Here is an 18,315-nt window from a genome sequence, read left to right on the forward strand (position 1 = left end):
TCGAATGGGTTGATCGGGGTCCGATTTTGCGTCGCGGGCGTGCAGCTGTACTCCTGAAACCCGCGGCGCTGTGCTCTTGAGCGGGCGTGGCGCGTGCAGTAGATTAGGTTCGCTCCGCCCGCCGACGAGGACCATCATGATGAACCTGCTGGAAGCGATGCGTATTTATGTTGCGGTGGTCGAGCATGGCGGGGTGTCCGGCGCGGCGTCCGAACTGAAGCTTGGCCGCGCGCAAGTCAGCGAGCGGCTCGACCGCCTCGAACGGTATCTCGGCTGCCGGCTGTTGCTGGCGCGTGCGGGCGGCGACGTGGCATGTACCGATGCCGGCGTCGCGTTCCACCAGTGCTGCCGGCGCACGCTGTCCGCGGTCGCGCAGGCCACCACCGCGGCCGGTGCGTGCGCAACCGTTCCCGATGCGCGCGTCGCGGCCTTTCCGCCGCCCGAAACCATCCGCCGTGTCGACGGAGCGTCGATCGCGGCACAACCCTCATTGCACCGGTCATCGCCTTGAATACGTCCACTGTTTCCGCCGATACGGCCGCCGAGCGCATCCGCCGCCGCTTCGGGCACTTCCTTCACGCGGCCGAGCTGGCCGGGCTGATCGTGATCGGTCTCGCGACCGCGTTCGCAATGACGCAGGAAGCGTGGAAGGTCGTGCTCGCGGGCGAGGTGTCGCTGACCGACCTGCTGCTGATGTTCCTCTATCTCGAAGTGCTCGCAATGAACGTGCGTTACCTGCGGCTCGGCCGGCTGCCGGTGCGCTTTCCGCTGTTCATTGCGATGACGTCGCTCGCGCGCGACCTGATCCTGCGCGGCGCCACCGACAGCCCCGAGCGGATGCTGATGACCACGTTCGGAATCGTGCTGCTCGCGGTAGGCGTGCTGATCCTCAGCTTCGGCCAGCATCGCTTTCCGGCGGAGGTCGACGACGTCGAGGACGACGTGCATACGCGTCGGTAATGCGTGCGTGTGCGGGCCCGATCGATGGGGGCGTCGGTTCGGTAGTTCATTTCGTTATACCGAGATTGATTCGGTGCGGCGCCGACTCGCGGCTGCCGCGTTTCCATCTGTTCACCACACGTGTGCGATTTGACGTTTGATCGCCAAACTGTCACTTACATTCGCCGAAATGACGCAGTAGGATGCCGATCCTTCTCATGATGGATTTCGCATTGCTATCCGCCTTCAATTTCGGTAATGGACGTGGCTCGCACCGGAACGCCCGCGGCCGGACACGGCTATCCGGCTTCGCGCAGCGGCACGGCACGCGCACCTACGCGTCGCAGGCTGGTTCACCGCTGGCGGGGCGAGGCGGATGAAGCTCTACGAGAAATTCGCGAACGACATAGAGAGACTGATCCGGCAACGCGTGTATCGACATGGCGATCGTGTGCCGTCGGTACGGCAGGCGAGCCAGCAGCACCGGATCAGCATCACGACCGTGTTGCACGCATACCTGCTGCTCGAAAGCCGCGGGCTGCTGGAGAGCCGCCCGCAGTCGGGCTACTTCGTCAACCTGCGCAACGACGACGGGCACGCGCCGGTGCGCGAGCTGCGGCCGTCGAAGCCGATCGCGATCTCGTCGTCGGTCGACGTGAGCCGGCTCGTGCTGTCCACGCTGCGCGCGATCGGCACGGACGACGCGGTGCCGCTCGGCTCGCCGTATCCGGACCCGAGCCTGTTTCCGTTCGAGAAGCTGAACCGCTACGCGTACGCGGCCGGCCGCGACAAGTCGCTGTGGGGTGTGACCGACGGGCTGCCGCCGGGCCATCCGCGCCTGATCCGGCAGATCGCACGGCGCTACCTGGAAAACGGGATGTCGGTCGACCCGAACGAGATCATCGTGACGGTCGGCGCGACGGAGGCGATCAACCTGTGCCTGCAGGCGGTCGCGAAACCGGGCGACACGATCGCGGTGGAGTCGCCGACGTTCTACGCGATGCTGCACGCGATCGAGCGGATGGGGATGAAGGCGATCGAAGTGGCGACGCATCCGGAATACGGAATCGACATTGCCGCGCTGGCGGCGATTGCGAAGTCGCAGCCGATCGCCGCATGCATGGTGATGCCGAACTTCCAGAACCCGCTCGGCTTCCAGATGCCCGACGAGCGCAAGCGCGAGCTGGTTGAATTCGCAACGAAAGCCGCTATGCCGGTGATCGAGAACGGCGTGTACAACGAACTGTATTTCGGCAATGCGCACCCGAGTGCGCTGAAGGCGTTCGACCGCAACGGGATCGTGCTGCATTGCGCGTCGTTCTCGAAGAGCCTGACGGCCGCGTACCGGATCGGCTGGGCGTTGCCGGGCCGCTATCGCGAACAGGTCGAGAAGCTGAAGTTCCTGAACACGCTGGCGACGCCGTCGCTGCCGCAGCTGGCGATCGCCGAGTTTCTCGAGCGCGACGGCTACGAGCATCACCTGCGGCGGATTCGCAAGGCGTATGCGCAGCAGGCGAACCTGATGCGCGCGATGGTGTCGCGGTTCTTCCCGGAAGGCACGCGCATCTCGAGCCCGGCGGGCGGCTATGTGCTGTGGGTCGAGTTGCCGGCGCAGGTCGATGCGATGCGCCTGTACCAGCTCGCGCTGGAGCAGGGCATCACGATCGGGCCCGGCTACATGTTCTCGATCGCGGACACCTACCGCAATTTCATCCGGCTGAACTACAGCAGCCCGTGGTCGCCGGAGATCGAACGCGCGATCGTCACGGTCGGCAAGCTCGCGGACGCGTGCATGGATTGACCGCGCGGCGGCAGGTCACGTGCGCCGCGTCTGGTCACGTCGCGCCACGTCGCCTCACGTGAGCCGATACGACTGCTTGCCCGTTCCGGCCAGCGTCCCGCCGTCGACGATCAGGTATTCGTTGCGGATCGGCGTGCCGTCGAACCAGCTTTGCAGGATTTCCAGCGTGCCGGCCGCATACCGCGCCTGCGCGGACAGCGACGTGCCGGAGATGTGCGGCGTCATCCCGTTGTAGGGCATCGTGCGCCACGGATGGTCGGCGGGCGCCGGCTGTGGAAACCACACATCGCCGCCATAGCCGGCGAGCTGCCCGGACGCGACGGCGCGCACCACCGCGTCGCGATCGACCAGCTTCGCGCGTGCGGTATTGATCAGATACGCGCCGCGCTTCATCCGCGCGAGCATCGCCGCGTCGAACAGATGCTCGGTCGACGGATAGAGCGGGATCTGCAGGTTGACGATATCGACCGCGCCCGCGAGCGACGCGGCATCGGCATGCCAGGTCAGCCCGAGTTCCTGCTCGATCGCGGCGTCGAGCCGGTGCCGCTGCGTGTAGTGCAGGTGCAGGCCGAACGGCTTCAGCCGGCGCAACACCGCGAGACCGATCCGCCCCGCGCCGACCGTGCCGAAATGCATGCCCTCCACGTCATAGCTGCGCGACACGCAGTCGGCGATGTTCCAGCCGCCTTGCTGCGCGATCGCATGCGACGGCAGGTAGTTGCGCACCAGCGCGAGCGTCGTCATCACGGCGTGTTCGGCCACGCTGATGCTGTTCGAGCCGGTGACTTCGGCCACCGTGATGCGCGCGCGGGCCGCCGCATCGAGATCGACGTGATCGGAGCCGATGCCGGCCGTCAGCGCGAGCCTGAGCTTCGGCGCCATCGCGATCCGCTCGGCCGTCAGGTACGCCGGCCAGAACGGCTGCGAAATCACCACGTCCGCTTCGGGCAGTCGGCGCTCGAATTCCGAGTCGCGGCCATCCTTGTCGCTCGTCACGATCAGCGTATGGCCGTGCGCTTCCAGATAGCCGCGCAGGCCGAGCGCGCCGGACACCGAACCGACAAGTTCACCGGGCCGGAAGCCGGGCGGGCCGGCCGGCGTCGGTGCGGTTTGTCCGTCGGCGTACCGCGCGATGACCGGAATCGCGTCGCGCACGTAATGCGGCGGATAGCCGTCGACCGGGTCGGGATAGAGCACGCACAGAACGGTTGCCATCGGGTCGCTCCTCGTGACGGGATGAAGGCGGGGGCGGTACGCGGATTGCTCGGCTCGCCAGACACCCGCACGTATGCATCCGGCGTGTTGCGCCGCAACGTCGATGACGTTCTACGCCGGTCGCGGATCGCGTACAAGCCACAGTCCGCGTTTGCGTGCGCTGCGGGGTCGTCTGTACCTGTTCTTTTCGGGAAGGACGCCGATAATGGGATCGTTACCCCACACCCCGGGAGCCACGCCATGTCCGGAAGCGACGCCTCGTCTTCACGTCCCGATCTCGCGCAGGGAATCGCGCTCGATGACCTCGCCGACGGCGCGATGATCGAGGGCCAGGTCGGCGACGCCACCGTGCTGCTGGTGCGCCGCGCCGACGAACTGTTTGCCGTGGGCGCGCAATGCCCGCACTACGGCGCGCCGCTCGCCGACGGGCTGCTGGTCGGCGATACGATCCGCTGCCCGTGGCATCACGCGGCGTTCTGCCTGCGCACCGGCGCACTGCTGCGCGCGCCGGCGCTCGACGGCCTGACGTGCTGGCGCGTCGAGCGGCGCGACGGCCGCGCGGTCGTGCGCGATGCGCAGCCTGCCACATCGCCGCCCGCGCTGAACGCGGTGGGGCTGCCCGCGTCGGTGGTGATCGTCGGCGGCGGTGCGGCCGCGATCGCGGCGGCCGTGACGCTGCGACAGGAAGGCTATCCGCATGCGATCACGCTGCTGAGCGCGGACAGCGAGCCGCCGTACGACCGGCCGAACCTGTCGAAGGATTATCTGGCCGGCACGGCCGAAGCCGACTGGCTGCCGCTGCGCGGCGGGTCGTTCTATGCCGACCAGCGCATCGACGTGCGCTGCGGCACGCGCGTCACGCGGATCGATCCCGCGCAGCACGCGGTCGAGCTCGCGGACGGCAGCCGCGTCGGCTACGGCGCGCTGCTGCTCGCCACCGGCGCCGAGCCGAACCGGCTGACCGTGCCGGGTGCGGATCTGCCGCACGTGTGCGTGCTGCGTTCGCGCGCCGATTGCGATGCGCTGATCGGCAAGCTGAAGGCGGCGCGGCGCTGCGTCGTGGTCGGCGCGAGCTTCATCGGCCTCGAAGCGGCCGCCGCGCTGCGCACGCGCGGGCTCGACGTGCAGGTGGTCGCGCCCGATGCGCATCCGATGGCGCACGTGCTCGGCGAAGCGCTCGGCGACACGATCCGCGCGCTGCACGAAGCGCACGGCGTGGTGTTCCATCTCGGTGCGACGCTCACGCAGATCGCGCTGGACCGCGTGACGCTGTCGAACGGCGACGCGCTGCCGGCCGATGTGGTGGTGGTCGGCATCGGCGTGCATCCGGACGTCGCGCTCGCGCAGGATGCGGGGCTGGCCGTCGATCGCGGCGTGACGGTCGACCGTTTCCTGCAGACGAGCGCACCGGACATCTACGCGGCCGGCGACATCGCGCGCTGGCCCGATCCGTTGACGGGCGAACGCATACGCGTCGAGCACTGGGTCGTCGCGGAGCGGCAGGGCATCGCCGCGGCGCGCAACATGCTCGGCCGGCAGCGGCCGTTCGACGCGGTGCCGTTCTTCTGGAGCCAGCACTACGACCTGACGGTCCGCTATGTCGGACATGCGGAGCAATGGGACCGCGTCGAGATCGACGGCGACCTGCGCGCACATGACGCTTCGGTCGCGTTCTGGCGCGGCAACGCACGGCTCGCGGTCGCGACGCTCGGCCGCGATCTCGACTGCCTGCGCGCGGAAGCGGCGCTCGAGCAGCAGGGCGCGACGCGCGCGTGAACGGGCTGCCGACTGTGCGCTGACCGGTGCGCGCGCTGGTAAAGTAGTTGCGTACACAACTGTCATCGCATCGTCGCGACCTGCGCAGAGCCGCCGAACCGGACAGACGTCCGTGAATCTCGACTGCCGTTTCTCGACCGAGGTGATCGCGGCGCTGTTCGCGATCATGAACCCGACCGCGAACATTCCGGTATTTCCGGAGCCCATCGAACGCGCAGTCGACACGATGCGCCGCACGGTCGCGCTTGCGGCCGCGATCGGCGTGTCGATCGACGACGACGCACCGGCCGGCTGACCACGCACCGCGCCGACCCCTGCGCGCACGGGCGCGCGCCTTGCTCGAACAGTGCGACGGTACTTGCACCGTTTCCGCTTTCGACAAGGAGGGCCTGACATGAAAGCAGTCGTATTTCACGGCATCGGCGACATTCGCATCGATACGGTACCCGACCCGGAAGTCGTCGACGTGACCGATGCGGTCGTGCGCCTGACTGCCAGCGCGATCTGCGGCACCGACCTGCACATGGTGCGCGGCACGCTCGGCGGGATGAAGCCGGGCACGATCCTCGGCCATGAGGGTGTCGGCATCGTCGAGACGGTCGGGCGCGACGTGCGCAACCTGAAGCGCGGCGATCGCGTGCTGATTCCGTCGACGATCGCGTGCGGCAGCTGCGTGTACTGCCGCGCGGGCTACACCGCGCAATGCGACGTCGCGAACCCGGGCGGGCCGCGCGCGGGCACCGCGTTCTACGGCGGCCCGGCCGACACGGGGCCGTTCGACGGGCTGCAGGCCGAATACGCGCGCACGCCGCTCGCGAACGCGAGCCTGATCCGGTTGCCGGACGCGATCGATGACGACCGGGCGATCCTGATGTCCGACATTTTTCCGACCGGCTACTTCGGCGCGCAGCTCGCGGAAGTGAAGCCGGGCGACACGGTGGCCGTGTTCGGCGCCGGGCCGGTCGGCCAGTTCGCGATCGCGAGCGCGAAGCTGATGGGTGCCGGGCGCGTGATCGCGATCGACCGCATCGCGTCGCGGCTCGAGATGGCCTGCGCGCAAGGTGCCGAGACCATCGACTTCTCCGAGGAAGACCCCGTCGACACGGTGCTGCGTCTCACCGGCGGGATCGGGGTGGATCGTGCGATCGACGCGGTGGGCGTCGACGCGATGCGCGCGACGCATGGGCCGGCCGCCGCCGACTACGACGCGGCGCGTGCGTTCGATGCGGAAGTCGACGCCGTCGCTCCGCGCCGCAAGCCGGACGGCCGCTACTGGACGCCCGGCGACGGGCCGTCGCAGGTATTGCAATGGGCGGTGCGCGCGGTCGCGAAGGCGGGCACGGTCGCGGTGATCGGCGTGTATCCGCCGCAGGCGCGCGTGTTTCCGGTCGGCGAGGCGATGAACCGGAACCTGACGATCAAGCTGGGCAACTGCAATCACCGGACCGTCACGCCGCACCTGATCGAGCTCGTGCGCAGCGGTGCGTTCGACCCGGCGTCCGTGCTGACGCGCTGCGAGCCGCTGACGAACGCGATCGACGCGTATCGCGCGTTCGACGTGCGCGAGCCGGGCTGGATGAAAGTGAAGCTGACGCCGTGACGCTGCGAACCGCAACGAGGAGTGCTGCCATGAACGAGTTCCATGATCTCTACGACAACTGCATGGCCGCGTGCGATGCGTGCGCGCATGCATGCGATGCATGCACGGCCGGGTGCCTGGCGGACCCCGACTCACACGCGCTGGCCGGCTGCATTGCGCTCGACATCGAGTGCGCGCAGCTGTGCCGCCTTGCCTCGGCCGCGATGGCGCGCGACAGCGTGCTCGCGCCCCAGGTGTGTGCGCTGTGCGCGCATGCGTGCGAGCTGTGCGCGGCCGAATGCCTGCAGCACGCGCTCGACCATTGCCGGCGCTGTGCGCTGGCATGCGACACCTGCGCCGCGATGTGCCGCGCGATGGCCTGAGCGATCAGCGCGTGCCGTAAACCCGGCCGGCGACGCGCGCGAGCAGGGCGTCGAGCACCGCCATCTCGACGGGCTTGACGAGGTGATCGTCGAAACCCTCGCTCGCGGTGCGAGCGAAGTCGGCCGGGCTTGCATGGCCGGACAACGCGACGCAGGTCGTGCCGGCCAGCGCGTCGATCGCGCGCAGTTCGCGCAGCAGCGTGAAGCCGTCGACGTCGGGCATCGACAGGTCGACGAGCATCAGGTGCGGAACGATGTCGCGCGCGAGCGCCAGCGCGTCGTCCGCGTGGTACGCGACCCGCGGTGCATGGCCCTTGATCTGCAGCAGCACGGCGAGCGTGTCGGCGGAGTCGCGGTTGTCGTCGACGATGACGATGCGCAGCGGCGCGCCGGCCGGCTTCCCGGTGGTGCGCGGCGCCGGCGCGTCGACGGGCGTCGGGCGCATCGCGCGCTCGAGCGGCAGCCGCACCGTGAACGTCGCGCCCTGGCCGGGGCCGGCGCTTTCCGCGGCGATCATCCCGCCGTGCAGCTCGACGAACGACCGGCAGATCGCGAGGCCGAGCCCGAAGCCGTCCGACGCGCGCCGGCCCGGCACGCTTTCCTGTTCGAACAGGTCGAAGATCGATTCGAGCGAACCCGGCGCGATGCCGGCACCGTGATCGGTGATGCGAATCGCGACGACCGACCCTTCGGCGCGCGCGCCGACGTCGATGCGTCCGCCCTGCGGCGAGAATTTCGACGCGTTGTCGAGCAGGTTGTGCAGCACCTGCACGAGCCGCGCGGCGTCGCCGCGCACCACCAGCGGATCGGCCGGCAGGTCGACGCGAATGTTCTGCGCGCGTGCGGCCAGCTTCGGCTGGACGCTTTCCACGCCGCGGCAGACGACGTCGCGCACGGTCGCCGGCGCGTGGTCGAGTTCGACCTTGCCGGCGGTGATGCGCCCGACGTCGAGCAGGTCGTCGACCAGCCGCGTCAGCTGTCCGATCTGGCGATGCACGGCGTCGCGGCATTGCGCGAGCGCGGGCGCCGGATCGGGCAGGCTCTGCAGCACGCCGACCGAATGGCGCAGCGGCGCGAGATGGTTGCGCAGTTCGTGCGCGAGCATCGCGATGAACACGCTGAGCCGGTGCGTCGACACTTCGAGTTCGGCGAGCCGCTTGCGCTCGGTCATGTCGCGCGTGATCTTGATGAAGCCGGCCAGCTGGCCCGCATGGTCGTGCACGGCCGTGATCGTCACGCTGGCCCAGAACAGCGAACCGTCCTTGCGCACGCGCCAGCCTTCGTCCTCGAAGCGGCCGTGCGCGACGGCTTCCCGGAGCCCGAATGCGGGCCGCCCGGCGGCGATCGCATCGGGCGGATAGAAACGCGAGAAATGGTGGCCGACGATGTCGGCCGTGCGATAGCCCTTGATGCGCTCCGCGCCCGCGTTCCACGTCGCGACGTTGCCGTGCGGGTCGAGCATGAACACCGCGTAGTCGGTGATCGCCTCGACGACGGTCTCGAAACGGAACTCGGCGAAGCGGTGCAGCAGGTCGCGTGCATCGGCGGGCCCGAGCGGCGGGTGGAGATCGGCAATGGCGTCGTCTTTCTTCATCGGAACGGCAAGTCGGATGCGGGCGGAGGAACGCCGCCCCGCCGCGGCCGGACGAGCCGGCCGCGGCCATTCAAATCGGATTGACACCCCGAAAGCATAAGGGAGGTCGAATCGCCTGATCAATGGGGGCGCATGGCTTGTGCCGCGTGGCGCCCGCAGCGCGAAATCCTGCCGGTGGCGGCCTGGCGACGGCGGCGCGGCATGCCGATTGCATCGCCGTCCGGTCCGCACGCCGCGGCCGGACCGGCGCGAAAGCCGGGCCTCCGGCGGCGGCGCGCCGCTTCACGGCTACCCGAGGGCATCGACATGAACAGCACACTGAACCCCGACAACGAACCGGCCGGCCCGGACGACGACAACGCGCGGCGCGGCCGCGACGGCCGCGCGCTGGGGCCGAGCGATTCGTCCGACAGCGGCAGCGACACGGTCGGTGCGCGGCGCCATCCGTTCGACGTCGATTCGCCGCTCGACGAGCATGCGCTGGAGCGCGGCGACGCGGCCCTCGACAGCGATACGGACCGCGCGGGCACCGGCGAGCGCGCGTCGGCGGACGGCGATGCGGGGCTCGAGGAAGGCGCCGATATCGAGCCGGATCGCACGGAACGGCTGAGCGAGCCCGGCGGCACCGAGGATCCGGATGCGCCGGACGAACCGGGTGCGGGCGGTGCATAGGGTCGCTGCACGGCGACCCTCCGCGCAAAAACTGCAATTGCGTTGCAGATAGGTGAGCCCGGCTAGGGGTGCCCGGCCAGGGACACCCGGCGACGCGCGATGATCGGCTTTGCCCCGTCAGCGCGCTGCGCGGCGATCACGACGTGGACCGCGATCGTCGGCGCGGGCGTGCCGCCCCTGGGCTTCGCCGCGCCGCCGCGGTGTGCTGGCCAACGGGCGGCACGCGACTTGCATCAACCTGACCGACGTGCGCCGCGACGCGACATGGGTCCCGGTCCGCACGCGGCACAGGCGCGATCAGGCACAGGCGCGATCAAGGAGGGACACGATGCAACGACGATCTCCCGGACGGCAAGCCGAACGGAGCGGCCCGCCCGACTGGCAGGAGCGCGGCGAACGCGCGTACCGGGACACCGGCGAGCGCGATTTTCGCGGCGACGAATCCCGGCGGCGCGATGCCGACTACGAATCCGCGTACCGGCGCTTCGCGAGCGAGGACGTCGGCCCGGAAGACTGGGGCAGCGAATGGAGCGAGCGCTCGGCACGCTCGTCGGCCGAACAGCGCAGCGCAGACGCTGGCGCCGATTGGCGCAGTGCGCCGGGCGGGCCCGGCGGGTCCGGCGGTTCGCGCGATCCGGCGTGGGAGTCCGGGCGCGGCTACGGCAACCGTGGCCGCCGAGCGGACGGCGGCCAAGGACGTGAAGGCGCCCATGGCGACCAGCCGGGGTTCCGCGGCCATCACCGGATGGGCTGGTATGACGGCGAGGGCGACTACGACTACGATGCCTACGACGGGCGCGACCAGCGCCGTGCCGATGCCTCCGGCCTGTCGCGCTTCGGCGACGACGCGCGACGCGAGGCCATGCGGCATCGGCGCGGCCCGAAAGGCTATACGCGCTCGGACGAGCGGATTCGCGAGGACATCTGCGAGCGGCTCGTGCATGCGCTCGACATCGACGTGAGCGATGTATCCGTGCAGGTGCGCGACGGCCGCGTCGAACTCGACGGCACCGTGCCGCAGCGCTGGATGAGGCACGACATCGAGGACATTGCCGACGGCTGCCTGTGCGTGCGCGACGTCGAGAACCGCGTGCGCGTGCGCCGCGACGGCGAACCCGACAAGGGCATGGTGCTGCATCCGTCCCAACGCACGGTCACGCCGACGCAGCCTGCGGCGCGCGATCCCGAACCGGGTAGCGACACGGGCCGCGATCGCGAATCGCGCCATTGACCGCGGATGCGCGGGACGACCCGGCCACGGATACCGCCGTCGCGCGCATGACGACCGGCACGGGCGACCGGCCGCGCGACGCGCGCGCTCGTGCTTTTCTCCGCAGAAATCCGCGGCGAACCTTCCGAACCCGACGACACCCGAAGCCCTGACTTGCGCCGTGCCTGCGCGCTTGCGAAGCACCGCGCGCAGGCGACGCCGGACGGGCTCGCGATCCGGTCGCGGCCGGTCGCCGGTTTTTACAGCAGCTTATAAAAAAGCCCGCCGGCGGGCGCGACGGCCCGATGCGGCACGGGCGTGCGCAGACCGGCATGGTTCTCGCTATACCGCCTGTATCGACGCCTGTCACGGCAAGCGTCACGGCCACGATTCGTTGGACGCTTGCAGGAGGTGCACGTGAACGCGGCATACGATTCCACCCGACCACCGCTCGCCGGCCGTACCGCGCGCGTGACGAGCGTGCCGATCGCGGTCGCGTCGAACCAGCCGGGCGCCGCGCGCTGCAGCACGATACGCGTCGACTGCAGCAACGCGACCGAATGGCGGATCGATGCCGTGCACGCGCCGCACCCGCACCATGTGGCCGACCGTCTCGATTTCAGCAGCGACATCGTCGTACGCGAGTCCGTGCGCCGCCACGGTTCGTGGGTGCGGCGATGAGCGTCGCCTGGGATCGCGCGCGACGCATCCTGTGCGTGCGCCTCGACAGTCTCGGTGACGTGCTGATGACGACCCCCGCACTGCGCGCGCTGAAGGAGAGCGGGCGCGGGCGCCGGCTCACACTGCTGACGTCGTGCAGCGGCGCCGCGCTGGCGAAACACCTGCCGATGGTCGACGACGTGTGGACGTATGACGCGCCGTGGGTCGGGCATCCGGACGTGCATGGCGATCCGGTTACCGATCTCGACATGATCGACCGGCTGCTGGCCGGACGCTTCGACGCGGCCGTGATCTTCACTGTGTACAGCCAGAGCCCGCTGCCGGCCGCGATGATGTGCTGGCTCGCGGGCATCCCGCTGCGGCTCGCGCATTGCCGCGAGAATCCTTACGAACTGCTGACCGATCGCGTGCCCGAAACCGAGCCGGATTCGCACGTGCGCCATGAAGTCGCGCGTCAGCTTGCGCTGGTGCGCTCGGTCGGCGCGAAGACGTCCGATTGGCGGATGACGTTCGAGCCGGGCGATGCGGCGCGGCGCGCGCTGCACGCACGGCTGCGCGCCGCGCTGCAGCGGACGGGCGGTCCGCGCCGGCCGGGCGCGCCGTGCGCGCGCTGGCTGGTCGTGCACCCGGGCGCGAGCGCGGCGTCGCGCCGCTGGCCGGTCGAACGCTTCGGCGCCGCGGCTGCGCGGCTCGCGCCGCTGTTCGACGGCATCGCGGTGACGGGCAGCGCCGACGAACGTGTGCTCGTCGACGCGGTGTGCAACCGCGTGGGGCGGCGCGCGGTGCCGTTCGCCGGCACGCTGCCGCTTGGCGAACTCGGTGCACTGATCGAGACGGCCGACCTGCTGTTGTCGAACAACAGCGGCCCCGTGCACCTCGCGGCCGCGCTCGGCACCCCGGTCGTCGACCTGTACGCGCTGACCAATCCGCAGCACACGCCGTGGCGTGTGCCGCACCGCGCGTTGAACGTCGACGTGCCGTGCCGCAACTGCTACCGCAGCGTATGCAACCAGGCCGGCCATCCGTGCCTGCTCGGCGTGAGCGTCGACGACGTCGTCGAAGCGACGCACGCGCTGTTGCGCGGCAGCGTGCGCCATGCGCAACGCACAGCCGCGCGGGCCGCCGTGCGCGGTGCGGAGCCGGCTGCGGCGAACGCGTCGAACGTGATTCCGTTCGCGCACCTCATCACGAGGAACTGACGCATGCCTGATCCGACCTATACGCTCGGCATCAATGCCGCCTTTCACGACAGCGCCGCGTGCCTCGTGCGCGATGGCGCGGTGATCGCGGCGCCCGAGGACGAACGCTTCACGCACGTGAAGCACGCGAAGCGGCCGGTGCCGTTCTCGACATGGGAGCTGCCGTATCACGCGATCGACTATTGTCTGGCGGAAGCGGGCATCGCGCTCGCGGACGTCGATCATGTCGCGTATTCGTACGACCCGTGGCTCGAGCTCGATCGTCACGGCAACGACACGGCGCTGCCGCTGCCGCTCGCACCGTCCGCGCATGCGCCGCGTGCCGACGGCGTATCGCCGTGGCATCCGTTGTTCCTGTCGTCGATCGTGAACGCACCGCGCCAGCTCACGGGCGGCGCGCCGCACCACCTGCAGCGGCGCTTTCGCGGCGTCGCGCACGACGGGCCGTTTCGCTGGCATTTCATCGAGCATCATCTCGCGCACGAGGCGAGCGCGTTTCTCGCGGCGCCGATCGATCCGGACATGCAGCGCAAGCTGAACCGGATCAAGGATCGCGAGGACTTCCGGCCGGTTGCGCCGGTCGTGCTCGAAAGCCACGCACACCACTGGTTCAACGGCGGACGACGCACGCCGCTGCGCGCGCCGTTCATGCTGTTCGTGTACGACATCGCGCCCGGCGCCGAGGCGACGATTCCGGCGGTGCGCCACATCGACGGCACCGCGCGCGTGCAGACCGTCGACGCACACCAGCATCCGCTGCTGCATGCGCTGCTGTCCGAGTTCGACGCGCTGACCGGCGTGCCGGTGCTCGTCAACACGTCGTTCAACACGCGCGGCGAACCGATCGTCTGTACGCCGCGCGACGCGCTCGAGTGCTTCTGGACTTCGCCGCTCGACGCGCTCGTGATCGGTTCGTTCCTGCTGGAGAAGCCGAGATGAACATGCGCGACACACAACTGCCGCCGGTCGTGTCGGTCGTCGTGCCGACGTACCGGCGGCCCCGCCTGCTAGAACGCTGCCTCGACGCGCTGTGCGCGCAGGTGTTCGATCCGACCACCTACGAGATCGTCGTCGTCGACGACGACCCGGCCGGCAGCGCATGGGAAACCGTCGACGCGTGTCGCGCGCGGATGACCGACGTGCCGGTGATCCGCTACATGACCGCGCCCGATACGCAGGGGCCGGCGGGCGCGCGCAACATCGGCTGGCGCAGCGCGCGCGGCGCGCTGATCGCGTTCACCGACGACGACACGATTCCCGATCCGACCTGGCTGCGCCATGGCGCGGCCGCGCTGCTGGCCGAACCGTCGGCGGCGGCCGCGGCGGGGCGCATCGACGTGCCGCTGCGAGCGCGCCCGACCGACCACGAGCGCGATGCGGCCGGCCTCGCGCATGCGGAATTCGCGACCGCGAACTGCTTCGTGCGGCGCGCGGCGCTCGAGCGCGTCGGCGGGTTCGACGAGCGCTTCACGCGCGCATGGCGCGAGGACGCCGACCTGATGTTTGCGCTGCGCGAGCACGCGGGGCCGATCGTCGGCGTCGATGCCGCGCGGATCGTGCATCCGGTGCGTCCCGCGCGCTGGGGCGCGAGCATCGGCCAGCAGTCGAAGGTGTATTTCGACGCGCTGCTGTACAAGAAGCATCGCGCGACCTACCGGCGTCATATCCGCGCGATGCCGCCATGGAATTACTACGCGGCCGTGCTGTTCGCGCTCGGCGCGCTCGGCTGTTTCGCGGCCGGATGGCGCGCGCCGGGCATCGCGTGCGCGGCGGCCTGGGTCGTGATCACGGCCGCATTCTGCGCGAAGCGGCTGCGCGGCACGCGGCTCACGCCGTCGCATGTCGTCGAGATGATCGTCACGTCGATCGCGATTCCGCCCGTGTCGTTGTACTGGCGCGTGCGCGGTGCGCTTCACTTCCGGGTGTTCTTTCTATGATGCTCGAATCCGTTTCGTCGTCCGGGCCGATCCGCATCGCGGTGTTCCGCGCGCTGCAGCTCGGCGACATGCTGTGCGCGGTGCCGGCGCTGCGCGCGCTGCGGCGCGGCGAGCCGAATGCGCGCATCACGCTGCTCGGCTTGCCGTGGGCGCGCGAGTTCGCATCGCGCTTCTCGGACTACATCGACAACTTCATCGCGTTTCCCGGCGCACCGGGCCTCGGCGAGCAGCCGGACGCCGAGCCGGCCGCGCGCGGGGCGTTCGTCGCGGAATGCCGCGCGCGCGACTTCGATCTCGCGATCCAGCTGCACGGCAGCGGCGTGCAGACCAACGCGATCGTCGCGTCGCTCGGTGCGACGCGCACCGCCGGTTTCGTGCCGCCCGACGGCGGCACGACCGCGCTCGACTGTGCGCTCGTCTGGCGTGACGGCGAGCCCGAGGTCACGCGCTACCTGGCGCTGACCCGCAAGCTCGGCTATCCGGACTGGGGCGACTACCTGGAATTTCCGCTGGGCGGCCTCGACTACGCGCTATGGCATGTGCTGTGCGACGAGCATGCGCTCGATCCGGGCCGCTACGTGATCGTTCATCCGGGCGCGCGGATGGCGTCGCGGCGCTGGCCGGTCGAGCGTTTCGCGAGCGTGGCACGGCAGCTCGCGGACGACGGCTGGCAGATCGTGTTGACCGGTACGCGCGCGGAACTCGCGCTGGCCGGCGCGTTCGTCGAACATCTCGCGCGGCCGTGCGTGAACCTGTGCGGGCGTACCCCGCTCGGCGCGCTGGCCGCGCTGATCGGCCGCGCGCGGCTCGTGCTGTGCAACGACACGGGCGTGTCGCAAGTCGCGGCGGCGTTCGGCACACCGAGCATCGTCGTCGCGTGCGGCAGCGACACGGCCCGCTGGGCGCCGCTCGACGCCGCACGCCATCGCGTGCTCGCGAACCATCCGGCCTGCCGGCCGTGCGGGTTCGATACCTGCCCGTACGGGCACGAGTGCGCGACGGCGATCGGCGTCGACGACGTGATGGAGCGGGCGGGCGAACTGCTCGCGGAGGAGAGACGTCATGTCACGTAAGCGGTTGCGCGTGCTCACCTGGCACGTGCATGGCAACTATCTGTATTACCTGTCGCAGGCGCCGCACGATTTCTACATCGTGACGAAGGCGCAGCATCCGCCCGGTTACGCGGGTCGGGTCGGGCACCTGCCGTGGGGCGACAACGTGTACGAGGTGCCCGTCGAGTGCGTGCGCGACACCGAGTTCGACTGCGTGCTGTACCAGCATCGCAATCACTACGCGCACGACAGGTTGCGGCTCCTGAGCGACGCGCAGCGTGCGCTGCCGGCGCTGTTCGTCGAACACGATCCGCCGCGCGAGCATCCGACCGACACGCTGCACCCCGTGCAGGACCCGAACGTGCTGCTGGTGCACGTGACGCCGTTCAACGCACTGATGTGGGACAGCGGCGTCACGCCGACGCGCGTGATCGAGCACGGCGTGCTGCTGCCCGACGGTGTCGAGTATCGCGGCACGCTGCCTAAGGGCGTGACGGTCGTGAACCACCTCGCACGACGCGGGCGGCGTCTCGGCGCGGACCTGTTCGAGGTCGCGCGTCAAACCGTGCCGCTCGACCTGGTCGGGATGGGTTCGGCCGAACTCGGCGGCATCGGCGAAGTGCAGAACCCGGCGCTCCCGCAGTTCCTGTCGCACTACCGCTTCTTCTTCAATCCGATCCGCTACACGAGCCTCGGGCTCGCGGTGATCGAGGCGATGATGATCGGGCTGCCGATCGTTGCGCTCGCAACGACGGAGATGGCGCAACTCGTGAGAAGCGGCTGCAACGGGGTTGCCGATACGCGGCCTGCCGTGTTGATCGACGCGATGCGCATGCTGATCCGCGATCCGGATCTCGCGCGCGAGTGGGGCGCGGTGGCGAAGCGCGACGCGTGCGAGCGGTTCGGGATCGAGCGGTTCGTGCGCGAGTGGGACAGCGCGTTGTGCGACGTCGCGTCGTAGACCGTGCGGCCGCCGAGGCGGCCCGCTTACGGGTTGGTTGCGCTCGGCGGCATGCCCGCGCTCGTGCTGCCGGCGGCACTGGCGGCACTGGCGGTGCCGGCGGTGCCAGTGGCGCCGCTTGCGTCGCTCGCAGCGGGCGTCGGCGCCGCCGCGCCGCTCGCCGCGTTGCGCTCGTGTTCGGGTAATAGCGCGAGGCGGTTGTACAGCGTCTTCAGGCTGATGCCGAGCGCCTTCGCGGTGCGCGGCTTGTCGCCGTTGAAATGGCGCAGCGACGCGACGATGAAGCGCTGCTGCGTATGCGCGAGCGTCGTGCCGATCTGGAGCGTCATCGCGTTGTGACGCACCTCCTCGCGCGGCGGCTGGCGGCGCGGCAGCTGCAGTTCGATCTGCTCGTCGGCGAGAATGAACGCGCGCTCCAGCGCGTTGCGCAGCTCGCGCACGTTGCCGGGCCACGTGTAGGCGCGCAGCGCCTTCATCGCCTGCAGCGACAGACGCTTGCGCGTGCGATGCCGTGCGTTCAGCCGTTCGACGATCTGCAGCGCGATGTCGCCAACGTCGTCCTCGCGCTGCCGCAGCGCGGGCACGTGCAGCGCGATCGTCGCGATCCGGTAGAACAGATCCTCGCGCAGCCGGCCGCTGCGCACGGCCTCGACCGGATCGTGATGGGTGGCCGCGACGATCCGCACGTCGAGCGGAATCGCTTCGTGACCGCCGACGCGCACGATCGTGTTCGACTCCAGCGTGCGCAGCAGTTTCACCTGCAATTCAGCCGGCATTTCGGCGATTTCGTCGAGAAACAGCGTCCCGCCGCGCGCGGCTTCGAACATGCCCACATGTTGCGCGATCGCGCCGGTGAAGCTGCCTTTTTCATGTCCGAACAAATGGGATTCCGCGATGTCCTTCGGAATCGCACCGCAGTTGACGGGCACGAACGGCCCGCGCCGGCGCGGGCTCATGTCGTGGATGAGCCGCGCGACGATGTCCTTGCCGGCGCCGCTCTCGCCGACCACCAGGACGCTGACGCGCGTCGCGGCGACGCGCGCTACCTTCAGCAGCAAATCCTGAATCGTTCGCGAGCGGCCGAACAGCCGCGCGCCGTCATCGTCTGATTTCGACATGAGTGATATCGAGTTGGGGAGTATTGACCGAAACCGTCGAAGAACAGACGAAAAAATGACCGCCACGCGTCATTTTTTCATGTTGGCAGGATACCTTTTATGCCCGTTTCGCCGGATTGAATCTGGCAATGCGATCGCGTCGGACAGATAGATTTATTCGATGATCGGCGAAGGCACGACGCGCTTCTTCTATACTTC

General features: G+C 69.5%; 18 protein-coding genes. 15 read left to right on the forward strand and 3 right to left on the reverse strand.

Features of this window, described 5'->3' with window-relative positions:
* Positions 1-136: 136 nt before the first annotated feature.
* The 3 genes from U4Y91_RS04345 to U4Y91_RS04355 all read left to right on the forward strand — a co-directional run bounded on the left by U4Y91_RS04345 (position 137) and on the right by U4Y91_RS04355 (position 2,740).
* Positions 137-511 carry a helix-turn-helix domain-containing protein gene (locus U4Y91_RS04345; RefSeq protein WP_415750441.1) on the forward strand — a complete coding sequence of 125 codons (375 nt, stop codon included), beginning with the start codon at positions 137-139 and terminating at the stop codon, positions 509-511.
* Positions 508-960, forward strand: coding sequence for a phosphate-starvation-inducible PsiE family protein (locus tag U4Y91_RS04350; RefSeq protein ID WP_321803566.1), 453 nt, complete (start codon positions 508-510; stop codon positions 958-960). Before U4Y91_RS04345 ends, U4Y91_RS04350 begins: the two co-directional genes overlap by 4 nt.
* Before the next feature lie 355 nt (positions 961-1,315).
* Positions 1,316-2,740 carry a PLP-dependent aminotransferase family protein gene (locus U4Y91_RS04355; RefSeq protein ID WP_321803568.1) on the forward strand — a complete coding sequence of 475 codons (1,425 nt, stop codon included), beginning with the start codon at positions 1,316-1,318 and terminating at the stop codon, positions 2,738-2,740.
* A gap of 54 nt (positions 2,741-2,794) precedes the next feature.
* Here the strand turns inward: U4Y91_RS04355 and U4Y91_RS04360 are convergent, their stop codons facing one another.
* A complete protein-coding gene (locus tag U4Y91_RS04360) occupies positions 2,795-3,955 on the reverse strand; it encodes an NAD-dependent formate dehydrogenase (protein WP_321803569.1) in 1,161 nt (386 codons plus the stop codon).
* A 240-nt stretch (positions 3,956-4,195) separates the two neighbouring features.
* Between U4Y91_RS04360 and U4Y91_RS04365 the strand changes: the two genes are divergently transcribed.
* The 4 genes from U4Y91_RS04365 to U4Y91_RS04380 all read left to right on the forward strand — a co-directional run bounded on the left by U4Y91_RS04365 (position 4,196) and on the right by U4Y91_RS04380 (position 7,693).
* Positions 4,196-5,731, forward strand: a complete 1,536-nt coding sequence (locus U4Y91_RS04365) for an FAD-dependent oxidoreductase (RefSeq protein ID WP_321803570.1) — start codon at positions 4,196-4,198, stop codon at positions 5,729-5,731.
* 112 nt (positions 5,732-5,843) lie between these two features.
* Complete coding sequence (locus tag U4Y91_RS04370) at positions 5,844-6,026, forward strand: hypothetical protein (RefSeq protein WP_321803571.1); 183 nt, start codon at positions 5,844-5,846, stop codon at positions 6,024-6,026.
* A 99-nt stretch (positions 6,027-6,125) separates the two neighbouring features.
* A complete protein-coding gene (locus tag U4Y91_RS04375; RefSeq protein ID WP_321803572.1) occupies positions 6,126-7,331 on the forward strand; it encodes a zinc-dependent alcohol dehydrogenase in 1,206 nt (401 codons plus the stop codon).
* 29 nt (positions 7,332-7,360) lie between these two features.
* Positions 7,361-7,693 carry a four-helix bundle copper-binding protein gene (locus tag U4Y91_RS04380; RefSeq protein ID WP_321803574.1) on the forward strand — a complete coding sequence of 111 codons (333 nt, stop codon included), beginning with the start codon at positions 7,361-7,363 and terminating at the stop codon, positions 7,691-7,693.
* 4 nt (positions 7,694-7,697) lie between these two features.
* On the opposite strand, the gene U4Y91_RS04385 is transcribed toward U4Y91_RS04380, so the two are convergent.
* Entirely contained in the window at positions 7,698-9,287 is a 1,590-nt protein-coding gene (locus tag U4Y91_RS04385) for an ATP-binding protein (RefSeq protein ID WP_321803575.1), read from the reverse strand.
* Between the two features lie 306 nt (positions 9,288-9,593).
* Here U4Y91_RS04385 and U4Y91_RS04390 point away from each other — a divergent pair, with 306 nt between their 5' ends.
* The 8 genes from U4Y91_RS04390 to U4Y91_RS04425 all read left to right on the forward strand — a co-directional run bounded on the left by U4Y91_RS04390 (position 9,594) and on the right by U4Y91_RS04425 (position 16,999).
* Positions 9,594-9,959, forward strand: a complete 366-nt coding sequence (locus U4Y91_RS04390; protein WP_321803577.1) for a chemotaxis protein — start codon at positions 9,594-9,596, stop codon at positions 9,957-9,959.
* Between the two features lie 328 nt (positions 9,960-10,287).
* A complete protein-coding gene (locus U4Y91_RS04395) occupies positions 10,288-11,190 on the forward strand; it encodes a BON domain-containing protein (RefSeq protein WP_321803579.1) in 903 nt (300 codons plus the stop codon).
* 396 nt (positions 11,191-11,586) lie between these two features.
* Positions 11,587-11,850 (forward strand): hypothetical protein, encoded by a 264-nt coding sequence (locus U4Y91_RS04400; protein WP_321803581.1) that lies wholly within the window; start codon positions 11,587-11,589, stop codon positions 11,848-11,850.
* On the forward strand, positions 11,847-13,049 hold the full coding sequence (locus tag U4Y91_RS04405) for a glycosyltransferase family 9 protein (RefSeq protein ID WP_321803582.1): 1,203 nt from the start codon (positions 11,847-11,849) through the stop codon (positions 13,047-13,049). The genes U4Y91_RS04400 and U4Y91_RS04405 overlap by 4 nt, the downstream gene beginning before the upstream one ends.
* 3 nt (positions 13,050-13,052) lie before the next feature.
* Positions 13,053-13,988, forward strand: coding sequence for a carbamoyltransferase C-terminal domain-containing protein (locus U4Y91_RS04410; protein WP_321803585.1), 936 nt, complete (start codon positions 13,053-13,055; stop codon positions 13,986-13,988).
* Positions 13,985-14,986 carry a glycosyltransferase family 2 protein gene (locus U4Y91_RS04415; protein ID WP_321803586.1) on the forward strand — a complete coding sequence of 334 codons (1,002 nt, stop codon included), beginning with the start codon at positions 13,985-13,987 and terminating at the stop codon, positions 14,984-14,986. The genes U4Y91_RS04410 and U4Y91_RS04415 overlap by 4 nt, the downstream gene beginning before the upstream one ends.
* Complete coding sequence (locus U4Y91_RS04420; RefSeq protein ID WP_321803588.1) at positions 14,983-16,059, forward strand: glycosyltransferase family 9 protein; 1,077 nt, start codon at positions 14,983-14,985, stop codon at positions 16,057-16,059. Before U4Y91_RS04415 ends, U4Y91_RS04420 begins: the two co-directional genes overlap by 4 nt.
* Entirely contained in the window at positions 16,049-16,999 is a 951-nt protein-coding gene (locus tag U4Y91_RS04425; RefSeq protein WP_321803590.1) for a glycosyltransferase, read from the forward strand. Before U4Y91_RS04420 ends, U4Y91_RS04425 begins: the two co-directional genes overlap by 11 nt.
* Positions 17,000-17,025: 26 nt before the next feature.
* On the opposite strand, the gene U4Y91_RS04430 is transcribed toward U4Y91_RS04425, so the two are convergent.
* On the reverse strand, positions 17,026-18,117 hold the full coding sequence (locus tag U4Y91_RS04430) for a sigma-54 dependent transcriptional regulator (RefSeq protein ID WP_321803592.1): 1,092 nt from the start codon (positions 18,115-18,117) through the stop codon (positions 17,026-17,028).
* Positions 18,118-18,315: the final 198 nt, after the last annotated feature.

This window comes from Burkholderia sp. BCC1993, from assembly GCF_905339865.1.
Classification (GTDB): domain Bacteria; phylum Pseudomonadota; class Gammaproteobacteria; order Burkholderiales; family Burkholderiaceae; genus Burkholderia.

Coding starts and splice junctions, on each gene's coding strand:
- U4Y91_RS04345 (WP_415750441.1), top strand. CDS start 137: ATGATGAACCTGCTGGAAGCGATGCGTATTTATGTTGCGGTGGTCGAG.
- U4Y91_RS04365 (WP_321803570.1), top strand. CDS start 4,196: ATGTCCGGAAGCGACGCCTCGTCTTCACGTCCCGATCTCGCGCAGGGA.
- U4Y91_RS04425 (WP_321803590.1), top strand. CDS start 16,049: ATGTCACGTAAGCGGTTGCGCGTGCTCACCTGGCACGTGCATGGCAAC.
- U4Y91_RS04380 (WP_321803574.1), top strand. CDS start 7,361: ATGAACGAGTTCCATGATCTCTACGACAACTGCATGGCCGCGTGCGAT.
- U4Y91_RS04385 (WP_321803575.1), bottom strand. CDS start 9,287: ATGAAGAAAGACGACGCCATTGCCGATCTCCACCCGCCGCTCGGGCCC.
- U4Y91_RS04375 (WP_321803572.1), top strand. CDS start 6,126: ATGAAAGCAGTCGTATTTCACGGCATCGGCGACATTCGCATCGATACG.
- U4Y91_RS04390 (WP_321803577.1), top strand. CDS start 9,594: ATGAACAGCACACTGAACCCCGACAACGAACCGGCCGGCCCGGACGAC.
- U4Y91_RS04355 (WP_321803568.1), top strand. CDS start 1,316: ATGAAGCTCTACGAGAAATTCGCGAACGACATAGAGAGACTGATCCGG.
- U4Y91_RS04430 (WP_321803592.1), bottom strand. CDS start 18,117: ATGTCGAAATCAGACGATGACGGCGCGCGGCTGTTCGGCCGCTCGCGA.
- U4Y91_RS04405 (WP_321803582.1), top strand. CDS start 11,847: ATGAGCGTCGCCTGGGATCGCGCGCGACGCATCCTGTGCGTGCGCCTC.
- U4Y91_RS04415 (WP_321803586.1), top strand. CDS start 13,985: ATGAACATGCGCGACACACAACTGCCGCCGGTCGTGTCGGTCGTCGTG.
- U4Y91_RS04420 (WP_321803588.1), top strand. CDS start 14,983: ATGATGCTCGAATCCGTTTCGTCGTCCGGGCCGATCCGCATCGCGGTG.
- U4Y91_RS04410 (WP_321803585.1), top strand. CDS start 13,053: ATGCCTGATCCGACCTATACGCTCGGCATCAATGCCGCCTTTCACGAC.
- U4Y91_RS04395 (WP_321803579.1), top strand. CDS start 10,288: ATGCAACGACGATCTCCCGGACGGCAAGCCGAACGGAGCGGCCCGCCC.
- U4Y91_RS04360 (WP_321803569.1), bottom strand. CDS start 3,955: ATGGCAACCGTTCTGTGCGTGCTCTATCCCGACCCGGTCGACGGCTAT.